Source organism: Mesorhizobium sp. M7A.F.Ca.CA.001.04.2.1 (assembly GCF_003998485.1).
In the GTDB taxonomy this organism is placed as follows: Bacteria; Pseudomonadota; Alphaproteobacteria; order Rhizobiales; family Rhizobiaceae; genus Mesorhizobium; species Mesorhizobium ciceri.
This window is the reverse complement of the sequence record NZ_RZQT01000020.1, coordinates 45,338-59,503: the sequence shown is the minus strand read 5'-3', so window position 1 is coordinate 59,503 and position 14,166 is coordinate 45,338. Positions and strand designations below refer to the sequence as shown.

Annotated in this window: 18 protein-coding genes; all 18 read right to left on the bottom strand. The window is 59.0% G+C overall.

The window, feature by feature from the left end:
• On the bottom strand, positions 1-79 hold a 79-nt coding region (locus EN955_RS35320), incomplete at its 3' end, for an exopolysaccharide production repressor protein (RefSeq protein ID WP_281034479.1).
• A gap of 79 nt (positions 80-158) precedes the next feature.
• The gene (gene fdxB, locus EN955_RS09300; protein ID WP_174800308.1) at positions 159-476 is read right to left on the bottom strand and encodes a ferredoxin III, nif-specific; all 318 of its coding nucleotides are present in this window, start codon (positions 474-476) and stop codon (positions 159-161) included.
• Positions 473-676, bottom strand: a complete 204-nt coding sequence (locus tag EN955_RS09295; RefSeq protein WP_063169367.1) for a CCE_0567 family metalloprotein — start codon at positions 674-676, stop codon at positions 473-475. The genes fdxB (EN955_RS09300) and EN955_RS09295 overlap by 4 nt, the downstream gene beginning before the upstream one ends.
• Before the next feature lie 45 nt (positions 677-721).
• The gene (locus tag EN955_RS09290) at positions 722-1,159 is read right to left on the bottom strand and encodes a DUF269 domain-containing protein (protein WP_126104992.1); all 438 of its coding nucleotides are present in this window, start codon (positions 1,157-1,159) and stop codon (positions 722-724) included.
• Between the two features lie 324 nt (positions 1,160-1,483).
• Positions 1,484-2,641: a TlpA disulfide reductase family protein gene (locus EN955_RS09285; protein WP_024505905.1), complete on the bottom strand. Its 1,158-nt coding sequence runs from the start codon at positions 2,639-2,641 to the stop codon at positions 1,484-1,486.
• Positions 2,642-3,240: 599 nt separating this feature from the next.
• The gene (locus EN955_RS09280; RefSeq protein ID WP_024505903.1) at positions 3,241-4,254 is read right to left on the bottom strand and encodes a 1-aminocyclopropane-1-carboxylate deaminase; all 1,014 of its coding nucleotides are present in this window, start codon (positions 4,252-4,254) and stop codon (positions 3,241-3,243) included.
• Between the two features lie 230 nt (positions 4,255-4,484).
• Positions 4,485-4,682, bottom strand: coding sequence for an exopolysaccharide production repressor protein (locus tag EN955_RS35315; RefSeq protein WP_081714487.1), 198 nt, complete (start codon positions 4,680-4,682; stop codon positions 4,485-4,487).
• Positions 4,683-4,761: 79 nt separating this feature from the next.
• Positions 4,762-5,079, bottom strand: a complete 318-nt coding sequence (gene fdxB / locus EN955_RS09270; protein WP_174800308.1) for a ferredoxin III, nif-specific — start codon at positions 5,077-5,079, stop codon at positions 4,762-4,764.
• Complete coding sequence (locus EN955_RS09265; protein ID WP_224571204.1) at positions 5,076-5,234, bottom strand: CCE_0567 family metalloprotein; 159 nt, start codon at positions 5,232-5,234, stop codon at positions 5,076-5,078. The genes fdxB (EN955_RS09270) and EN955_RS09265 overlap by 4 nt, the downstream gene beginning before the upstream one ends.
• 90 nt (positions 5,235-5,324) lie before the next feature.
• Positions 5,325-5,768, bottom strand: coding sequence for a DUF269 domain-containing protein (locus EN955_RS09260; RefSeq protein ID WP_245454719.1), 444 nt, complete (start codon positions 5,766-5,768; stop codon positions 5,325-5,327).
• A gap of 320 nt (positions 5,769-6,088) precedes the next feature.
• Positions 6,089-7,234, bottom strand: coding sequence for a TlpA disulfide reductase family protein (locus tag EN955_RS09255; RefSeq protein ID WP_024505906.1), 1,146 nt, complete (start codon positions 7,232-7,234; stop codon positions 6,089-6,091).
• A 271-nt stretch (positions 7,235-7,505) separates the two neighbouring features.
• A complete protein-coding gene (locus EN955_RS09250) occupies positions 7,506-7,883 on the bottom strand; it encodes a hypothetical protein (RefSeq protein WP_024505270.1) in 378 nt (125 codons plus the stop codon).
• 13 nt (positions 7,884-7,896) lie between these two features.
• Positions 7,897-9,195, bottom strand: coding sequence for a SidA/IucD/PvdA family monooxygenase (locus tag EN955_RS09245; protein ID WP_024505269.1), 1,299 nt, complete (start codon positions 9,193-9,195; stop codon positions 7,897-7,899).
• 841 nt (positions 9,196-10,036) lie between these two features.
• Complete coding sequence (locus tag EN955_RS09240) at positions 10,037-10,672, bottom strand: universal stress protein (protein WP_245265404.1); 636 nt, start codon at positions 10,670-10,672, stop codon at positions 10,037-10,039.
• Between the two features lie 331 nt (positions 10,673-11,003).
• The gene (locus EN955_RS09235; protein ID WP_032899653.1) at positions 11,004-11,819 is read right to left on the bottom strand and encodes a response regulator transcription factor; all 816 of its coding nucleotides are present in this window, start codon (positions 11,817-11,819) and stop codon (positions 11,004-11,006) included.
• Positions 11,816-12,295 (bottom strand): NifX-associated nitrogen fixation protein, encoded by a 480-nt coding sequence (locus EN955_RS09230; protein ID WP_024505267.1) that lies wholly within the window; start codon positions 12,293-12,295, stop codon positions 11,816-11,818. The genes EN955_RS09235 and EN955_RS09230 overlap by 4 nt, the downstream gene beginning before the upstream one ends.
• Positions 12,296-12,311: 16 nt before the next feature.
• On the bottom strand, positions 12,312-12,809 hold the full coding sequence (nifX, locus tag EN955_RS09225) for a nitrogen fixation protein NifX (protein WP_024505266.1): 498 nt from the start codon (positions 12,807-12,809) through the stop codon (positions 12,312-12,314).
• Entirely contained in the window at positions 12,806-14,158 is a 1,353-nt protein-coding gene (gene nifN / locus EN955_RS09220) for a nitrogenase iron-molybdenum cofactor biosynthesis protein NifN (protein WP_024505265.1), read from the bottom strand. Before nifN ends, nifX begins: the two co-directional genes overlap by 4 nt.
• Between the last annotated feature and the right edge of the window lie 8 nt (positions 14,159-14,166).

The window sequence follows — 14,166 nt, the reverse complement described above, 5'->3', positions numbered from 1 at the left end:
AGCCGGCCTGAAGCAGCAGCGAACAGGCCAGCGTCGTGACGACTGCCACACGGAGCGAATCCAAAGCGAAGTAAACCATCGACGCATTGCTGCACAGGACCAGCCCCACGAGCCGACAAAAAGATGAAGTGCACGCCGCTCCCCTGGTTTTCGCCAGATCATGTTGCGAGCTCGTCGGCCGCAACATGCGTCTGGCAGTTCTTGGGGCAGACGCGGCCGCAGGCTCCGCAGCCGATGCAGCGGCCGGCATCATCGACAACCATGATCATGCGATTGAGCTTGCCGTCGAAATCGTCGTCCTCGTCATCGCAGGGGCCGAGGATTTCACCCGCATCATCAACGCCGTGAAGATGCATGACATCGCGCGAGCAGACCTTGAAACAACGGCAGCAGCCGATGCAGGTCTTGCTATCGATGGAGGTCAGGTACGACGGCATCCAAATGGAGCCGTCACGGGTGGTGAATGTGCGCATCATCCTAAATTCTTCATTGAAGCGAGTTCTCTCTTGGCAACATCCAACTCGGCATAAACGGCTTGGGTTTTCTCGGCGACTTCCTGTATGTCGGCCCACTTGCCCGGCAGACCCTCGACAAGGTCCTGCAATGCCATCTTGGCAATAGCTGCACGCAACTGGAGCTTTCGGACTTTCTTCCTCATCTTATCTAGGTCTGACATAGATCCTTCCTGGAACAATGGTTTCTTGATGCGCTCCATCTCGGGCTAGGCTTCAATGGCTGCAGTCGCATCGTCGACCAGTTTCGTACCGGCCTCAGCAAGTTTGCGGAAAGTCTCGAAGCCGAACCGGTGGACGTCTCGACAGAACGCCCAACCGCTGGAAGCCCGCAGGGGCTTCATTCCAATTATTGGCGACGTCGACACGCCGGAGCGCTCCTCGATCGCAAGCGCTACGGCGGTGTAAAACATGTCGAGCCTCCACAGCGCGTCAGGATCGGGATCGCCGCCAAAGGGTACCGCACGTTGCTGTTGCTTGGTGATGATGAACTCGGCCAGCAGCTCGGCATCCGAATGGCCTTCCCATAAGCCGAAGGAATCCTGAGTACGAATGAGCCGCAGGAGGCATTTGACGAACGGGGAAGCAAGGGCCTCGTCGTCATTGTTGACAGCAGGGCCAACCGGAGGAATTTCGTTGTTCGTCATTTCAGTCTTCGTCTTCGAGGTACGATTTCCTTTTCCTGCGATGCCCACTCCGGGTCCGCTTGCGTGGCCGACGAATGGCTTGGGCGGGCCAACCCCAAGAGTGCCCCGTGGCCGACCTCGACATGTCCACGAGTGCGAGACCTGCGGCGCGAATTCGCGGCGCACATCGTCTGCGCCGCGATCCGACCGGAGGTCAACGCAATTGAAATCCAACCTGCCGCAAGCCGCCGCCCTGCTGCATCGACATACTTGCTGCGAAGAGAGCTTCGATGGGCGGATTGGCCAGTGTTCAATTCCAATTGTCAGTCCCTTCGCGATTCTTGCTCAGGAAGTGACTGCGTTTTGAGTTTCGGGTGCCTTCTTTTGCGGAGCCACACAAAGATCCGCGTGACAGGCAGGCTCACCCGTGTAGTTGGCCAGTGCTTCGAGCAATGGGGTAAGATAGTACTGTTTGGTGTGGTCCGGAATTGGCCCCAGCCGGTCCACCGATTTCAGTGCCACCTCGATCAACTCGAATGCGCGATCTTTGTTGCCGCTCTCGTAATAATACTGAGCTACCGGGAGGTACCGGAGGTATTTAAACGGGCCATCGCCGTTCGGGGGATTGAGTGCCAGTATCTGTTCCGAGAGCTCGTTGCCCATCGCAAAGCGCTCCGCGCGCGGGAGATGGGAATTGTCCATCGTGGGATCGAAGAGTTGGTTGAGGGCCAAGGCCATCCACGACACCGCGTCGGACGTTTTGTCGATCGCGTCCTCGACCAATTCTCGCATGACCGGCATGCCGGTCTTGATGTCGCGCAGCTTGTGAAGCAGAAGATCCGCATGAATCTGCCGGAACTCACAAGAGTCTGGCATCAAGGCGAGGCCTTCTTCGATGGCCAAGAGCGCCGCCGTCCAATCCTCGGCCTGCATCGCCGGCTCAAGTTTGGCGTATATCGGCCCGGTAAGCGACATTTCGCGCGCTGCAAGTTGGTTATGCGCGATGCGCTTTGCATCGGCGGCTTTCGCTTCATAGCTACTGCGCCAGCTGCCGTTAAGGACTTTCGGCAAAACGTCATCGAGTTCCGCCGGGTGGCCGATAAAAGCGATGTGGCCGTCGCGGTCGACCACGAACGAGGTGGGAATCCCAATCGAAGAGCTGGGATCCATCCAGAGCTTGTTCATTTCGCCAATGTAATCGAACCCGATACGATAATTCAGATTCGGGAACTTCTCGGTCAGCCAGGCATCCACGTTGGTCCGCGCCTCGTCTGCGGTAGGACCCTGTTCGCAGGCGGCAACTCCGACCGCCTCAAATCCGCTGCCTTCATATTTCTCCTGCAGTTCGATCAAATGGGGCATGGCGTCGACACATGGTCCGCACCAAGTCGCCCAAAACTCAACGAGGTAGACCTTGCCGGGCCGAAAGTTCGTGAGGGGCTCGCCACGCAGCCAGTTCTCCACTTTGATCGCAGGAGCCGGGGACCCCATACGCAGTTCCATCTTGGTGTCCAAAGTCATTCCACACCTTTCGTCTCTTTTGTCGCGGAATATTTTCCAGTCAAAATCGGACACGGTCTCGAGGGCATCGCTCCCTCTGGCTTGCTTCAGCGAAGCTCTCACCGTGTTGCCGCACATCAAGCTGCAACGGAGGTGCCAATTCCCTCAGCTCCGGTAAGCGGCGGGAAATGCTTTGAAATTCTCCACGAGCCCAAATGCGGCCGATTGTCGTGAACCCGACATGTCTTCTGCCGCTGTCGGGTTTCGCCCTATCACTCTTGAGAGCTTGGACGGTTCGCCTGTGATTAGACTGGCCTCGGTCCTCGAGCAGTGGCAGTTTGGCGCCAGTTCGAAAGCGCGAACTCGCCGGCTTGGTCCTCGTGCCGCCACCGCCGCGTGTGGATTCTTGCCCCGGAGTCAAAATTCGCCTCGCGGTTGCCAACGGCGGCATGCGCTCAATGCGCGTGGCGTTGAGCCCCGACAGCACGTAATGGTACCAATTAGTGGATGCCCGTCGCTGCCTCCACTTCTCCAGCCAAGCGCTCGAACGACGCTACCTACCCACGTTCGAGCGCGACCGCGGAATCGCAGACTGCCGAACGTCAGCCGTTGCGAAAGGTGTAGCCGTACCCGTTGATCGCCGGCGCGCCGCCTAGATGTGCGTAGAGGACCCTCGATCCCTGTGGAAAGAAGCCCCTCTGGACGAGGTCGATCATCCCTTGCATCGATTTGCCCTCGTAAACGGGGTCCGTAATCATGCCCTCGAGCCGCGCGCACAAACGGATTGCCTCTTTGGTTTCTTCCGATGGAACGCCATAACCCGGGTACGCGTAGTCCATGAACAACACCACGTCTGCCTCGACAATTTCCGCTCCGAGGTGGACGAGCTTCGCTGTATTTTGGGCGATGCCAAGCACCTGCGCCTTGGTCTTGGCGGGCATGGCGGAGGCATCGATACCGATCACGTTGCGCTGTCGACCATCCTTGGCGAACCCGACGAGCATGCCGCCGTGGGTTGAACCAGTCACCGTACAGACGACGATATAGTCGAAGGCAAACCCAAGCTGCTCTTCCTGGGCACGCACCTCCTCAGCGAACCCCACATAGCCCAGGCCGCCGTATTTGTGGACAGAGGCGCCGGCAGGTATCGCATATGGCCTGCCGCCCCTTGCCTTGACTTCATAAAGTGCCTTTTCCCAGCTGCGGCGGATGCCGATGTCAAAGCCCTCGTCAACCAGGCGCACCTCTGCCCCCATGATGCGGCTCAAGAGGATATTGCCGACCCGGTCGTAGACAGCATCATCATGTGGGACCCAGCTCTCCTGGACCAGGAGGCATTTCATGCCGATCTTGGCGGCGACCGCAGCGACCATGCGCGTATGGTTGGACTGCACGCCACCGATTGTGACGAGCGTATCGGCATCTGACGCGATCGCGTCGGGCACAATGTATTCGAGCTTGCGCAGCTTGTTTCCGCCGAACGCGAGACCGGAGTTGCAGTCCTCGCGTTTGACGTAGATTTCCACCTTGTCGCCCAGATGCTTGCCGAGGCGGTCGAGCCTCTCGATCGGCGTGGGTCCAAAGGTGAGCGGATAACGTTCGAATTTTTCCAGCATGCTATCTCCAGCAAAAAAGTACCTGAACCGGCTACGCACCGGTCAGCCCAGGGGTATGGTCGCGTGTTAGCCGAACACAGATTCCCTATACGATCAGCTCAGTCATCAGAGGGTGACCAAAATTGGTGTGGGTCTGAGCACTGATCCTGTCATCCGCGCATCAAAGCAGCAGCACATGCTGGGCATTCGACCAAGCCGGGACACAGCTGAAAATTGCATTCCGCAGTTGATCAGAGTGAGACGACTGGTACCCGAGCTTTCCTGTAACCATCGGCATGCTGGCCCCTGTGGCGAGTTCCACGAGCGCGGCTAGAGGACTGCCAGATCAGAAAGAGCACGCGGCCGAAGGAGCCGGCCTGAAGCAGCAGCGAACAGGCCAGCGTCGTGACGACTGCCACACGGAGCGAATCCAAAGCGAAGTAAACCATCGACGCATTGCTGCACAGGACCAGCCCCACGAGCCGACAAAAAGATGAAGTGCACGCCGCTCCCCTGGTTTTCGCCAGATCATGTTGCGAGCTCGTCGGCCGCAACATGCGTCTGGCAGTTCTTGGGGCAGACGCGGCCGCAGGCTCCGCAGCCGATGCAGCGGCCGGCATCATCGACAACCATGATCATGCGATTGAGCTTGCCGTCGAAATCGTCGTCCTCGTCATCGCAGGGGCCGAGGATTTCACCCGCATCATCAACGCCGTGAAGATGCATGACATCGCGCGAGCAGACCTTGAAACAACGGCAGCAGCCGATGCAGGTCTTGCTATCGATGGAGGTCAGGTACGACGGCATCCAAATGGAGCCGTCACGGGTGGTGAATGTGCGCATCATCCTAAATTCTTCATTGAAGCGAGTTCTCTCTTGGCAACATCCAACTCGGCATAAACGGCTTGGGTTTTCTCGGCGACTTCCTGTATGTCGGCCCACTTGCCCGGCAGACCCTCGACGAGGTCCTGCAATGCCATCTTGGCAATAGCTGCACGCAACTGGAGCTTTCAGACTTTTTTCCTCATCCTATCTAGGTCTGACATAGATCCTTCCTGGAACAATGGTTTCTTGATGCGCTCCATCTCGGGCTAGGCTTCAATGGCTGCAGTCGCATCGTCGACCAGTTTCGTACCGGCCTCAGCAAGTTTGCGGAAAGTCTCGAAGCCGAACCGGTGGACGTCTCGACAGAACGCCCAACCGCCGGAAGCCCCCACGGGTTTCATTTCTATTGTCGGCGACGTCGACACGCCGGAGCGCTCCTCGATCGCAAGCGCTACGGCGGTGTAAAACATGTCGAGCCTCCACAGCGCGTCAGGATCGGGATCGCCGCCAAAGGGTACCGCACGTTGCTGTTGCTTGGTGATGATGAACTCGGCCAGCAGCTCGGCATCCGAATGGCCTTCCCATAAGCCGAAGGAATCCTGAGTACGAATGAGCCGCAGGAGGCATTTGACGAACGGGGAAGCAAGGGCCTCGTCGTCCTTGTGGACAGCAGGGCCAACCGGTTCATGAGGAATTTCGCTTTTCCCCAATTTCAGTACTCCTCTTGAAGGACGATCTCTTTTTCTGCGATGTGTGGTTCGGGCGCTTGCGTGGGCGGGGAATGGCTTGGGCGAGCCGATCCCACGCAACAGTGTCCCGTGGCCGACCTTGAGCACGTCCACCAATGCGAGACCTTTCACCGCGGCGCGAACGCCTGCGCCGCGGTTCGACCCGAGGTAAACGCAATGGAAATTCCACCTGCCGCAAGCCGCGCACTTTTGCGGCATCGACGTTATTGCTGCGAAGTGCGCCTGGGCGGGCGGATTTGCCGGTGTTCAATTCCAATTGTCATGCCCTTCGCGATCCTTGCTCAGGAAGTGACAGCGTTTTGAGTTTCGCAAGTCTTGTTTTGCGGAGCCACACAGAGACCCGCGTGACAGGCAGGCTCACCCGTGTAGTTGGCCAGGGCTTGGAGCAACGAGGTGAGGTAGCGCTGTTTGGTTTGGTCCGGCACTGGCTCCGAATGGTCCAGCGATTTGATTGCCACCTCGATCAACTCGATCGCCCGGTCCTTGTTGCCGCTCTCGTAATAATACTGAGCGGCCGGAAAGTAACACCCGAATTTAAAGTCTCCATCGCCTTGCGGAGGATTAAGTTCCAGGATCTGTTCGGAGAGCTCCTTGCCCATCGCAAAGCGATCATCATGCGGAAGATGGGAGTTGTCGATCGTGGGATGGAAGAGTTGGTTCAGCGCCATCACCACCCAAGACATCGCTTCGAACTTTTTGTTGATCGCGTCCTCGACCAATTCGCGCATAAGCGGCAAGCCGGTTTTGATGTCGCGCAGCTTGTGAAGCAGAATATCCGCATGAACCCGCCGAAAATCAAAAGAGTCTGGCATCACGGCGAGGCCTTCTTCGATGGCCAATAGTGCCGCTGCCCAATCCTCGTCCTGCATCGCCGGCCCAAGTTTGGCGTATATCGGCTGACTCAGCGACGATTCGCGCACACGCGAGATTCGCTTTGCATCGACGGCTTTCGCTTCATAGCTGCTGCGCCAGCTGCCGTTAAGGACTTTCGGCAAAACGTCATCGAGAGGTGCCGGGTGGCCGATATAAGCGATGTGGCCGTCGCGGTCGACCACGAACGAGGTGGGAATCCCGAATGAAGAGCTGGGTTCCAGCCAGAGCTTTTTCATTTCGCCAGTGCAATCGAACGCTGTCCGATAATTCAGATTCGGGAACTTCTCGGTCAGCCAGGCATCCACGTTGGTCCGCGCTTCGTCCGCGGTTGCAGCCTTTTCGCAAGCTGCGACTCCGATAATCTCAAATCCGCTGTCTTTATATTTCTCCTGCAGTTCGATCAAATGGGGCATGGCGTGGACACATGGTCGGCACCAAGTCGCCCAAAATTCAACGAGGTAGACCTTGCCGGGCCGAAGGCTCGTGAGGGGCTCGCCACGCAGCCAGTTCTCCACTTTGATCGCAGGAGCCGGGGACCCCATACGCAGTTCCATCTTGGTGTCCAAAGTCATTCCACACCTTTCGTCTCTTTTGTCGCGGATATTTTCCAGTCAAAATCGGACACGGTCTCGAGGGCATTGCTCCCTCTCGCTTGCTTCAGCGGAGCTCTCACCGTGTTGCCGCACATCAAGCACGGCAAAGGGCATGCCAACCCTTCTTAGCTTCGGCAAGCGCCGGTACCGCCTTGAATAAGCGAGCCCTAACACGGCCAGCTGACGTTAACCTGAATGTCGGCTTTCGACGGCTCACCTTAGCGGCTGCCGTTTAGGAAGGTGAGAGTTTGGCTGGCCCGCTGGCGATAAGACCGGCTTCGGCGTCCTGGAGTAGTCGCACTTCGGCGATGGGGTCGAAAGTGCGGGAGAGGCTCGGTACCCTTGCAGCCACCGCCGCATGTGGCCCGGCGTCATAATTCGCGTCGCGGTTGCCAACGGCGGCGTTGGGCTCGATCCACGTGGCGTTGAGCCCGACAGCACGTAAAGCTGCATCGTGATTGAATGCCCTTTGCTGTTTCACGCCAAGCAGGAGTCGCGCGACGCTACCTTGCTCAAGCGCGAGCAGAGCGATCTGACGCCGTAGGAATATTGCTCGTCCCGCTTTTGCCGCCAGAGGCGGAAATCTTTCCTGAATGCCACCGCCGATCATCAATATCGACGAATCATATCCCGCTGCCCATTTGTTCGACTCCGAGGTCGGGCCAGCACTCCGTCAAGGGACGGTTGATGAACCCTAGATGCTCGGGATTGGCGCATGGCGCGCGCCGCAGAAGGCTGTCAAGGATGCGGCGCGCTCGCCAGGCCAGCAGCCCAAAGTTCGGATCAGCCAGCCCGCGCTGTCCAAGGCAGGCGTTCTGAACGAAAAGGCGTCGGTCTCGCGGTCCGTCCCAGTACACCGAAAAATCCTCACCGATGGCGAGCTCATTGCCGATCTGTTCGAGGCGATCTGCGATCGGTTCTAGGAAACCCGGCAGCGGTTTCTCGTACCCGGTGGCCAGGATGACGATATCGGCGGTTACTTCTCCGATGTTGTCCAAGCCGCGTTGCAGCGTGAGCCTGTGCCCTGCTCCGGCATTGATGCAGCGCGACACGTTGCAACTTGGCCGCAATGTGATCTCGCATTGGTGTGGCTCGAGAAAGGCGTGGCGGTAGAGCGCCTGATAGACCGCGCGCAACTTGCTTTCTGAAATGCCCTCGGAGGCAAGCGCGAAACGCCGCAGGAACAGCTGTCGATGCACCTCGCTCATCGCAGCAAAACGATCCGAGAAGCATGGCGTGAACAGCCCGTTTGTGAACGCGTGGTCGTCGAAAGGCATCTCGCGCGTCAAGACCCATGTGATCGCCGCGGGCCGCCGTTCTTTCGGCCGGCCGACAAGGTGCAGTAGCAGCTCGGCTCCCGACTGTCCGCCGCCAACAACGCAGACATGCTTTTTTTGCACCTCAGGATTGATGTGGGCCAACTCAGATGAGTGGAACAGGTTGGGTCCAGTCCAGCCATGAAACTGAGGCGGAATTTGCGCCTGCTTGCCTATGTCGATGACGAGGTTTCTTGCATCAAGGACCGCGTTGTCCGTCCGCACGCGAAACTCGCCGTCGAAGCGGATTTCGCGAACGGCCTCGCCGCCACGGACAAGCGGATTCTTCTGGAACGCCCAGTTGAGATATTGGGCGAACTCGGCTCTAAGCACCCCGTGAAATTGCGCATTGAGGAAATTGTAAAGACGCCCGTTCTCGTGGAGGTAGTTTACGAATGTGTAGGCTGATCGCGGATTGACCAGAGTAACCAGATCCTGGAAGTGGCCGACCTGGAGCTCCGCGCAATCGAAAGCGCTGCCTGGATGTCCTCGGAAATCGACCTCCCGGTCCAGGAACAGTGCCCCTTGCGCAATCTCTTCCTGTATCTGACACGCAAGGCTCAAATTAGATGGTCCAGCACCCACACCAATACAAAAGAGGTCCACTTATCCTTACTCCTCTGGAGTGTTTTCCAACTCAGCGGCATGTTGACGTCGATCGCCGGGCATTGAGCAATGCGAACCTCACAGGCATGCTTGAGCCGCGGTCCCGACTGAGAGGACAGCAAAAGCGTGTGCCGCCTTCCAGGTCTTGGGCTCAATGTCGGCGGCATCGACAGCGGCGCGGCGTGATCCGAACCCAAGAGCAGAAGGAAAGTGTGTGATGCTGTCGCGCGGCTCTTCCGGATCTTACGGCGGCTTCTAGCGCCGGCCTCCACCCCAGGAGTGGCTGTTTCCCTGCCACGACGGAAGCGGCTCTTTCTTTCGAGGGGCGTAACCATGGATAACGGCTCTTAATGCTTTCGGAGACTCCCATGCATGCGGCGTGCCGGATAAAGACCTGTCAAACCAACGAGTTCGCGCAGTTCCAGCTCGTCTGGAATCCGACATTGTCGCACGCCCGACGATCGGGCAGGGGAAGCTCCGCGGCAGCGGCCCTTGCACACCGCAGGCTGACAGGGACAGCCGCCGATTTGACGCGCGTCCGGGTACTGATAAGGGGCCTTCCAACAGGGTTCGCGCACGAGGCGGGGTCTCCTGGTACACCCGCCCTGTGGCTTGGCTGCGGTCTGCTGCAGCCGTTCGTCTTTACTGCCCGTTGCGGACGATCTCGCACGAGTTGGTTCACGAGAGCGTCGTGAAGCAGTCGAGGCGTCCGGTTTGGCTCTGACAAGCGTCGCAAGATGTTCGCGGATCCAGCCATGTCTCCGCAATCCGACCGGTAACCGACGACGACTTCGGACTGGTTGGCGGTCCTACGACCTGATCGGTGTTCCTACGGAGCTGATCAGCGAGCCAAAAACAGCGGCAATGTGGTCTTCCCAAAGCTCCAGCTCGGCGGACCGCCGAAAATCCGCTCACGCAGCCCACGGCTGCCATAAGCACCCATGACCATCATGTCAGCACAGATGTCGTTCGCGTGCTGGGTCAGCACTGTGCCCGCCGATTTGCCGGCGCTCTTAAGCAGGTCAACGGAGACCCGAGCACCGTGCCGAGTAAGATAGGCAGCGATGTCAGCTCCAGACTGCGCGCCTTTCCCGTTGTTTTGCGCCTTTGGATCGACCATAGCGACACAGACTTCCCTGGCAGCGGATAGGATACTAAGAGCTTCCCGAACCGCACGCGAGGCCTCTACACGCGAATCCCAGCCGACCAGCACGCGTCGAGGCGACAGCGTCGCCTTAACGCCCTTCGGCACGATGAGCACCGGCTTTCCGCTATCGAACAAGCAGCCGTTGACAACAGGAGGTCCGAGAGTCTCATCGTTGAGGAGGTCTCCTCCAACGATCGTCAGGTCAGCGCAGAGCGCCCGCTGTCGTGCCACTTCACCGAGGCTAGCCGGATCGCAATAGTCGGTGTCAACGTCACAGGAAAGCGACATAGCTTTCAGCCTTTTGAGGATATCCGCGGACCGTCTTTCCATTCTGGTCACGTCCTGTGAAAATTTCTCGATTTGCTGAAATCGATAGTTCGGTACTGCAATTGCCTGTGCACGTCCTGTATTCCATTCGGGGGGCGGAGAGGACATCAAGAGCAATGGAGGCGGTATAATCGTACCGATAGGTGCGCGCCGACCTCGGCACACAGTCCGGCAGCTGTTGTGAGGTCCTCATCAGAATGATCAGCACCCGTCACACTGAATATGCTTTTAAATTCCATTTGCCTGCTTCTCCTGGTCTTCGTTAGGAGCGCCTCAAAGCGGCAACACCGCTCTCAGGAGGAAGAGAGAGCGGCACCACATTCGATCACCGATTTCAGTCGTCCGGCTTCTCGAGCGAGTAGCCGGCCGACCTGACGGTGCGAATGACGCTGCCGGGCAAGGCCGTTTTCAGCGCCCTCCTGATTCGGCTGATATGGACATCGACGGTGCGTGCACCGACATGAATGTTGGGCAGCCAGGCCGCCCCGATAAGCTCGTCCCGGCTGAAGACCTTGCCGGGGGCCTCAATCATAAGCCGCAGCACGTTGAAGTCGATCCGTCCGAGATGGATGTCGTGGCCATTACCGCGAACCCGATGGGCATCGAGCTTCATCTCCAGGCCTCCACAACAAATCCAACTGTCGTTTTCAACCCCGTTCGGACCACGCTTGGTCAGCCCGAGCCTCGACCGCAGGCAGTCGAGCAGCTTGGCCGGAGCCACCGGCCGCACAAAGCTCTCAACGCCTGCCTTCAAGAGATCGAGGTGCTGGTGCTCGGCGCCAGGCGCGATCAGGGCGATGATGGGCAGGTCGGTGGTGCGCGGTTCCCGCTTGAGGTGGGCGCAAATTGCGGACCCGTTTATGCTGGCTGGGTCGCAATCCAGCACTACGGCCTGAAGCTCCCGTTGTTCGGCCAAGGCCAGCGCAGCCTTCGCGCCGTCTGCCGTCTCACTGCTGAAACCGTCAACCTCCAGTATGTGGCTGTAGAGCAGATAGAACTCGGCATCTTGCGAGCAGATCAGGACCAGCGGCTTTTTCATCGGCGATACCCCAACAACCTGGTCGGCCTCGAGTCCCTGGATCGAGGGGACTGGCCAACATAGTTTCTCGGGTCCGTCATGATGGCCTTTCTCGAAAATCGCGCCCATCATGCCAGCGCCACGTGGGGAAAGGTTTCGATGACAGAAATCGCATCGTCGACCAGCTTCGTACCGGCCGTGGCGAGCTTCAGGAGCGTCTCGAAGCCAAACCGGTGGACATCGCGCAGCGTTTTGGACAAAACGACCAGCCGTCCGGTCGTGAAAAGCACCCGACCAAAACCCTCATGGCTCACCTGGATCATCGGCGATGCCATAAGGCCGCAGCGCTCCTCGATCGCAAGCCCGATGGCGGCGTAGTACTTGTCGAGCCTCCACAGCACGTCGGGATCGGGATCTCCGATGATTGGGATCCCTCGGCGCTGTTCCTTGGTAATGATGAAGTCGCCCAGCAGCTCAGCGTCCGCTTTGCGTTCCCACGAGCCATAGGAATCCTGAGAACGGATCAGCCGCACGAGGCATTTGACGAACGGGGTGCAAAGAGCCGCCTCGTCTTCGGCGACAGCTGGGGGGATTGCGGGGTCAGGCATTGGCGTCCTCCTCTTTTCAGTCCTCGTCCTCGAAGGACGGTTTCTTTTCGGCAATGCCCGCTCGCGCCAGCACCTTGCGCAGCCAAGGCGGAGGACACGTCCTGAGCATCATCTGCGTGCGCAAGAGCACCTGTGGGATCGATTGGGACTCCGCCACTTTGATCGGGTGGATTTTTGCCGCGACAAGCTTGGCTGCCGAAGGGCCGCCAATTGCCAGACAAAACAGGATCTGACAGCCCTTGAGCGCATCCACCTTTGGCGTGATGCGATCATCGCGCTCGGCCCGATGCTCCCCGCTTTCATCGGACACGTCATCGAAGGCCACGGCTTCTACGAGATTCCATTCCTCGCGCGTCACGTCGTAGACAGCAAAGCGCCTGGCCGACCCGAAATGGGCGTTGAGGTCCTGCATGTCCTGAGTGGCGATCGCAACGCGCAATGCGCCCTTACGTCGTTCAGGCATCGGGGCGAAAACCTCACTACTGACCAGCGAGAGGCGGCGAACAGCGTTCATCGTGATATTTCTCGATTACGGAGTGGATCAAGCGCCTCAGGAGTGGGCGCGTGTTGGTTGGCCTGGAAGATGCTGGCGACCTCGAAGATCATGTCTCGGGTGCCCTGATAGAGAATTGCGAGCTTGTGCTGGCTGCCTAGTCGATCGAAGACCGGGAACCCGATGCGCATGAGCGGAATTCGGAGCCGCTCCGATGCTTGGCGCCCGTGCGAATGCGTGACAAGCAGGTCAGCACCGACGGCAAGACTTTCCAGATCGCCGAGATCGCCGATCTGAACCGAAACCGCCGGGACTTTCTCGAGAATTTTAGACCTGTCGGTCGTTGTGACGGCCGCGGCTATCTCGGAGCCGAGGCCAGCAAAGAAGGTCGCAAGTTGGAACAGCTGGTCTGGTTCGGCAGCGATGGCAATTTTCTTGCCGCCGAAATGGAAATGTCCGTCGAGCATCGCGTCCTGCAATTGCGCCCGGCGCCGGCGCACGCGGGCCGGTACCGCCGCGCCCGAAATCGCAGACAGCAGCGACACGAAGCGGTCCGTGTCCTGCAGCCCAGTCAGTGACTGGAACAACACGTAAGGCACGCCGGTCAACCCGTGCAGCGCTTTCGCCGGGCGGCGCATGTGCTCACCGATGGCGATGCATTGCATGGCCGTGCCCAACTCGCGAATGTCTTCGACGCTGGTGCCGCCGTATGTGGTCGCTACCCAGCGGTCAGGAACCGTACCGTCGAGCGAGCCTGAAATGTCGGGCAGAATAACCGGCTTGAGCCCAAAGCTTTCAACCATGTCACGCATATGCTCGATGTCGGCGACAGTGAGGTTGCATCCGGGCAGGATCGCGATCTTCTTCGGCTGCCGCGCACGTTCGCCCGAGCCTGTAATCCCTTTGATCATTGCGGTGACTGCCTTGGCCCAGCCCTCTTCGATCGCGCCGTCAAAATCCGGCGTGTTGGCCAGCACGACCTCCGTACCCGCAAGCTCTTGCGTGTGCTTCAGCTTGATGTTCGCAATATCACTCGCGCAATCTTCGCCACGCGTCTCCACCAGCGCGGTCGTGCACACCCCGATCAGCTTTGGCTTCGTGCGGTTCTTGAGGTTGAGGATGGCTTCTTCAAGATGGTCGGCAGCGCCGAGGATGGTCGCCACCTCATCCATCGCTGTTGTCTGCAATGGAATCGTTTCTTTGAAGTGCCGTACGAAGAGCACGAGCGCGAAGCTTGTGCATCCCTGGCTGCCGTGGAACAGCGGCATCGCGCCGTCGACCCCAAGAAAGGCAAAGGCGGCACCCAGCGGCTGCGACGACTTCAGCGGGTTCACCGCCGCGGATTTGGTCTGGGGAAGGATGCGGGCCATCGGTCGCC

Coding starts and splice junctions, on each gene's coding strand:
- EN955_RS09290 (WP_126104992.1), bottom strand. CDS start 1,159: ATGACGAACAACGAAATTCCTCCGGTTGGCCCTGCTGTCAACAATGAC.
- nifN (WP_024505265.1), bottom strand. CDS start 14,158: ATGGCCCGCATCCTTCCCCAGACCAAATCCGCGGCGGTGAACCCGCTG.
- fdxB (WP_174800308.1), bottom strand. CDS start 5,079: ATGATGCGCACATTCACCACCCGTGACGGCTCCATTTGGATGCCGTCG.
- EN955_RS09240 (WP_245265404.1), bottom strand. CDS start 10,672: ATGGAAAGACGGTCCGCGGATATCCTCAAAAGGCTGAAAGCTATGTCG.
- EN955_RS09250 (WP_024505270.1), bottom strand. CDS start 7,883: ATGATCGGCGGTGGCATTCAGGAAAGATTTCCGCCTCTGGCGGCAAAA.
- EN955_RS09295 (WP_063169367.1), bottom strand. CDS start 676: ATGTCAGACCTAGATAAGATGAGGAAGAAAGTCCGAAAGCTCCAGTTG.
- fdxB (WP_174800308.1), bottom strand. CDS start 476: ATGATGCGCACATTCACCACCCGTGACGGCTCCATTTGGATGCCGTCG.
- EN955_RS35315 (WP_081714487.1), bottom strand. CDS start 4,682: ATGGTTTACTTCGCTTTGGATTCGCTCCGTGTGGCAGTCGTCACGACG.
- EN955_RS09230 (WP_024505267.1), bottom strand. CDS start 12,295: ATGCCTGACCCCGCAATCCCCCCAGCTGTCGCCGAAGACGAGGCGGCT.
- EN955_RS09285 (WP_024505905.1), bottom strand. CDS start 2,641: ATGGAACTGCGTATGGGGTCCCCGGCTCCTGCGATCAAAGTGGAGAAC.
- EN955_RS09280 (WP_024505903.1), bottom strand. CDS start 4,254: ATGCTGGAAAAATTCGAACGTTATCCGCTCACCTTTGGACCCACGCCG.
- EN955_RS09255 (WP_024505906.1), bottom strand. CDS start 7,234: ATGGAACTGCGTATGGGGTCCCCGGCTCCTGCGATCAAAGTGGAGAAC.
- EN955_RS09235 (WP_032899653.1), bottom strand. CDS start 11,819: ATGATGGGCGCGATTTTCGAGAAAGGCCATCATGACGGACCCGAGAAA.
- nifX (WP_024505266.1), bottom strand. CDS start 12,809: ATGAACGCTGTTCGCCGCCTCTCGCTGGTCAGTAGTGAGGTTTTCGCC.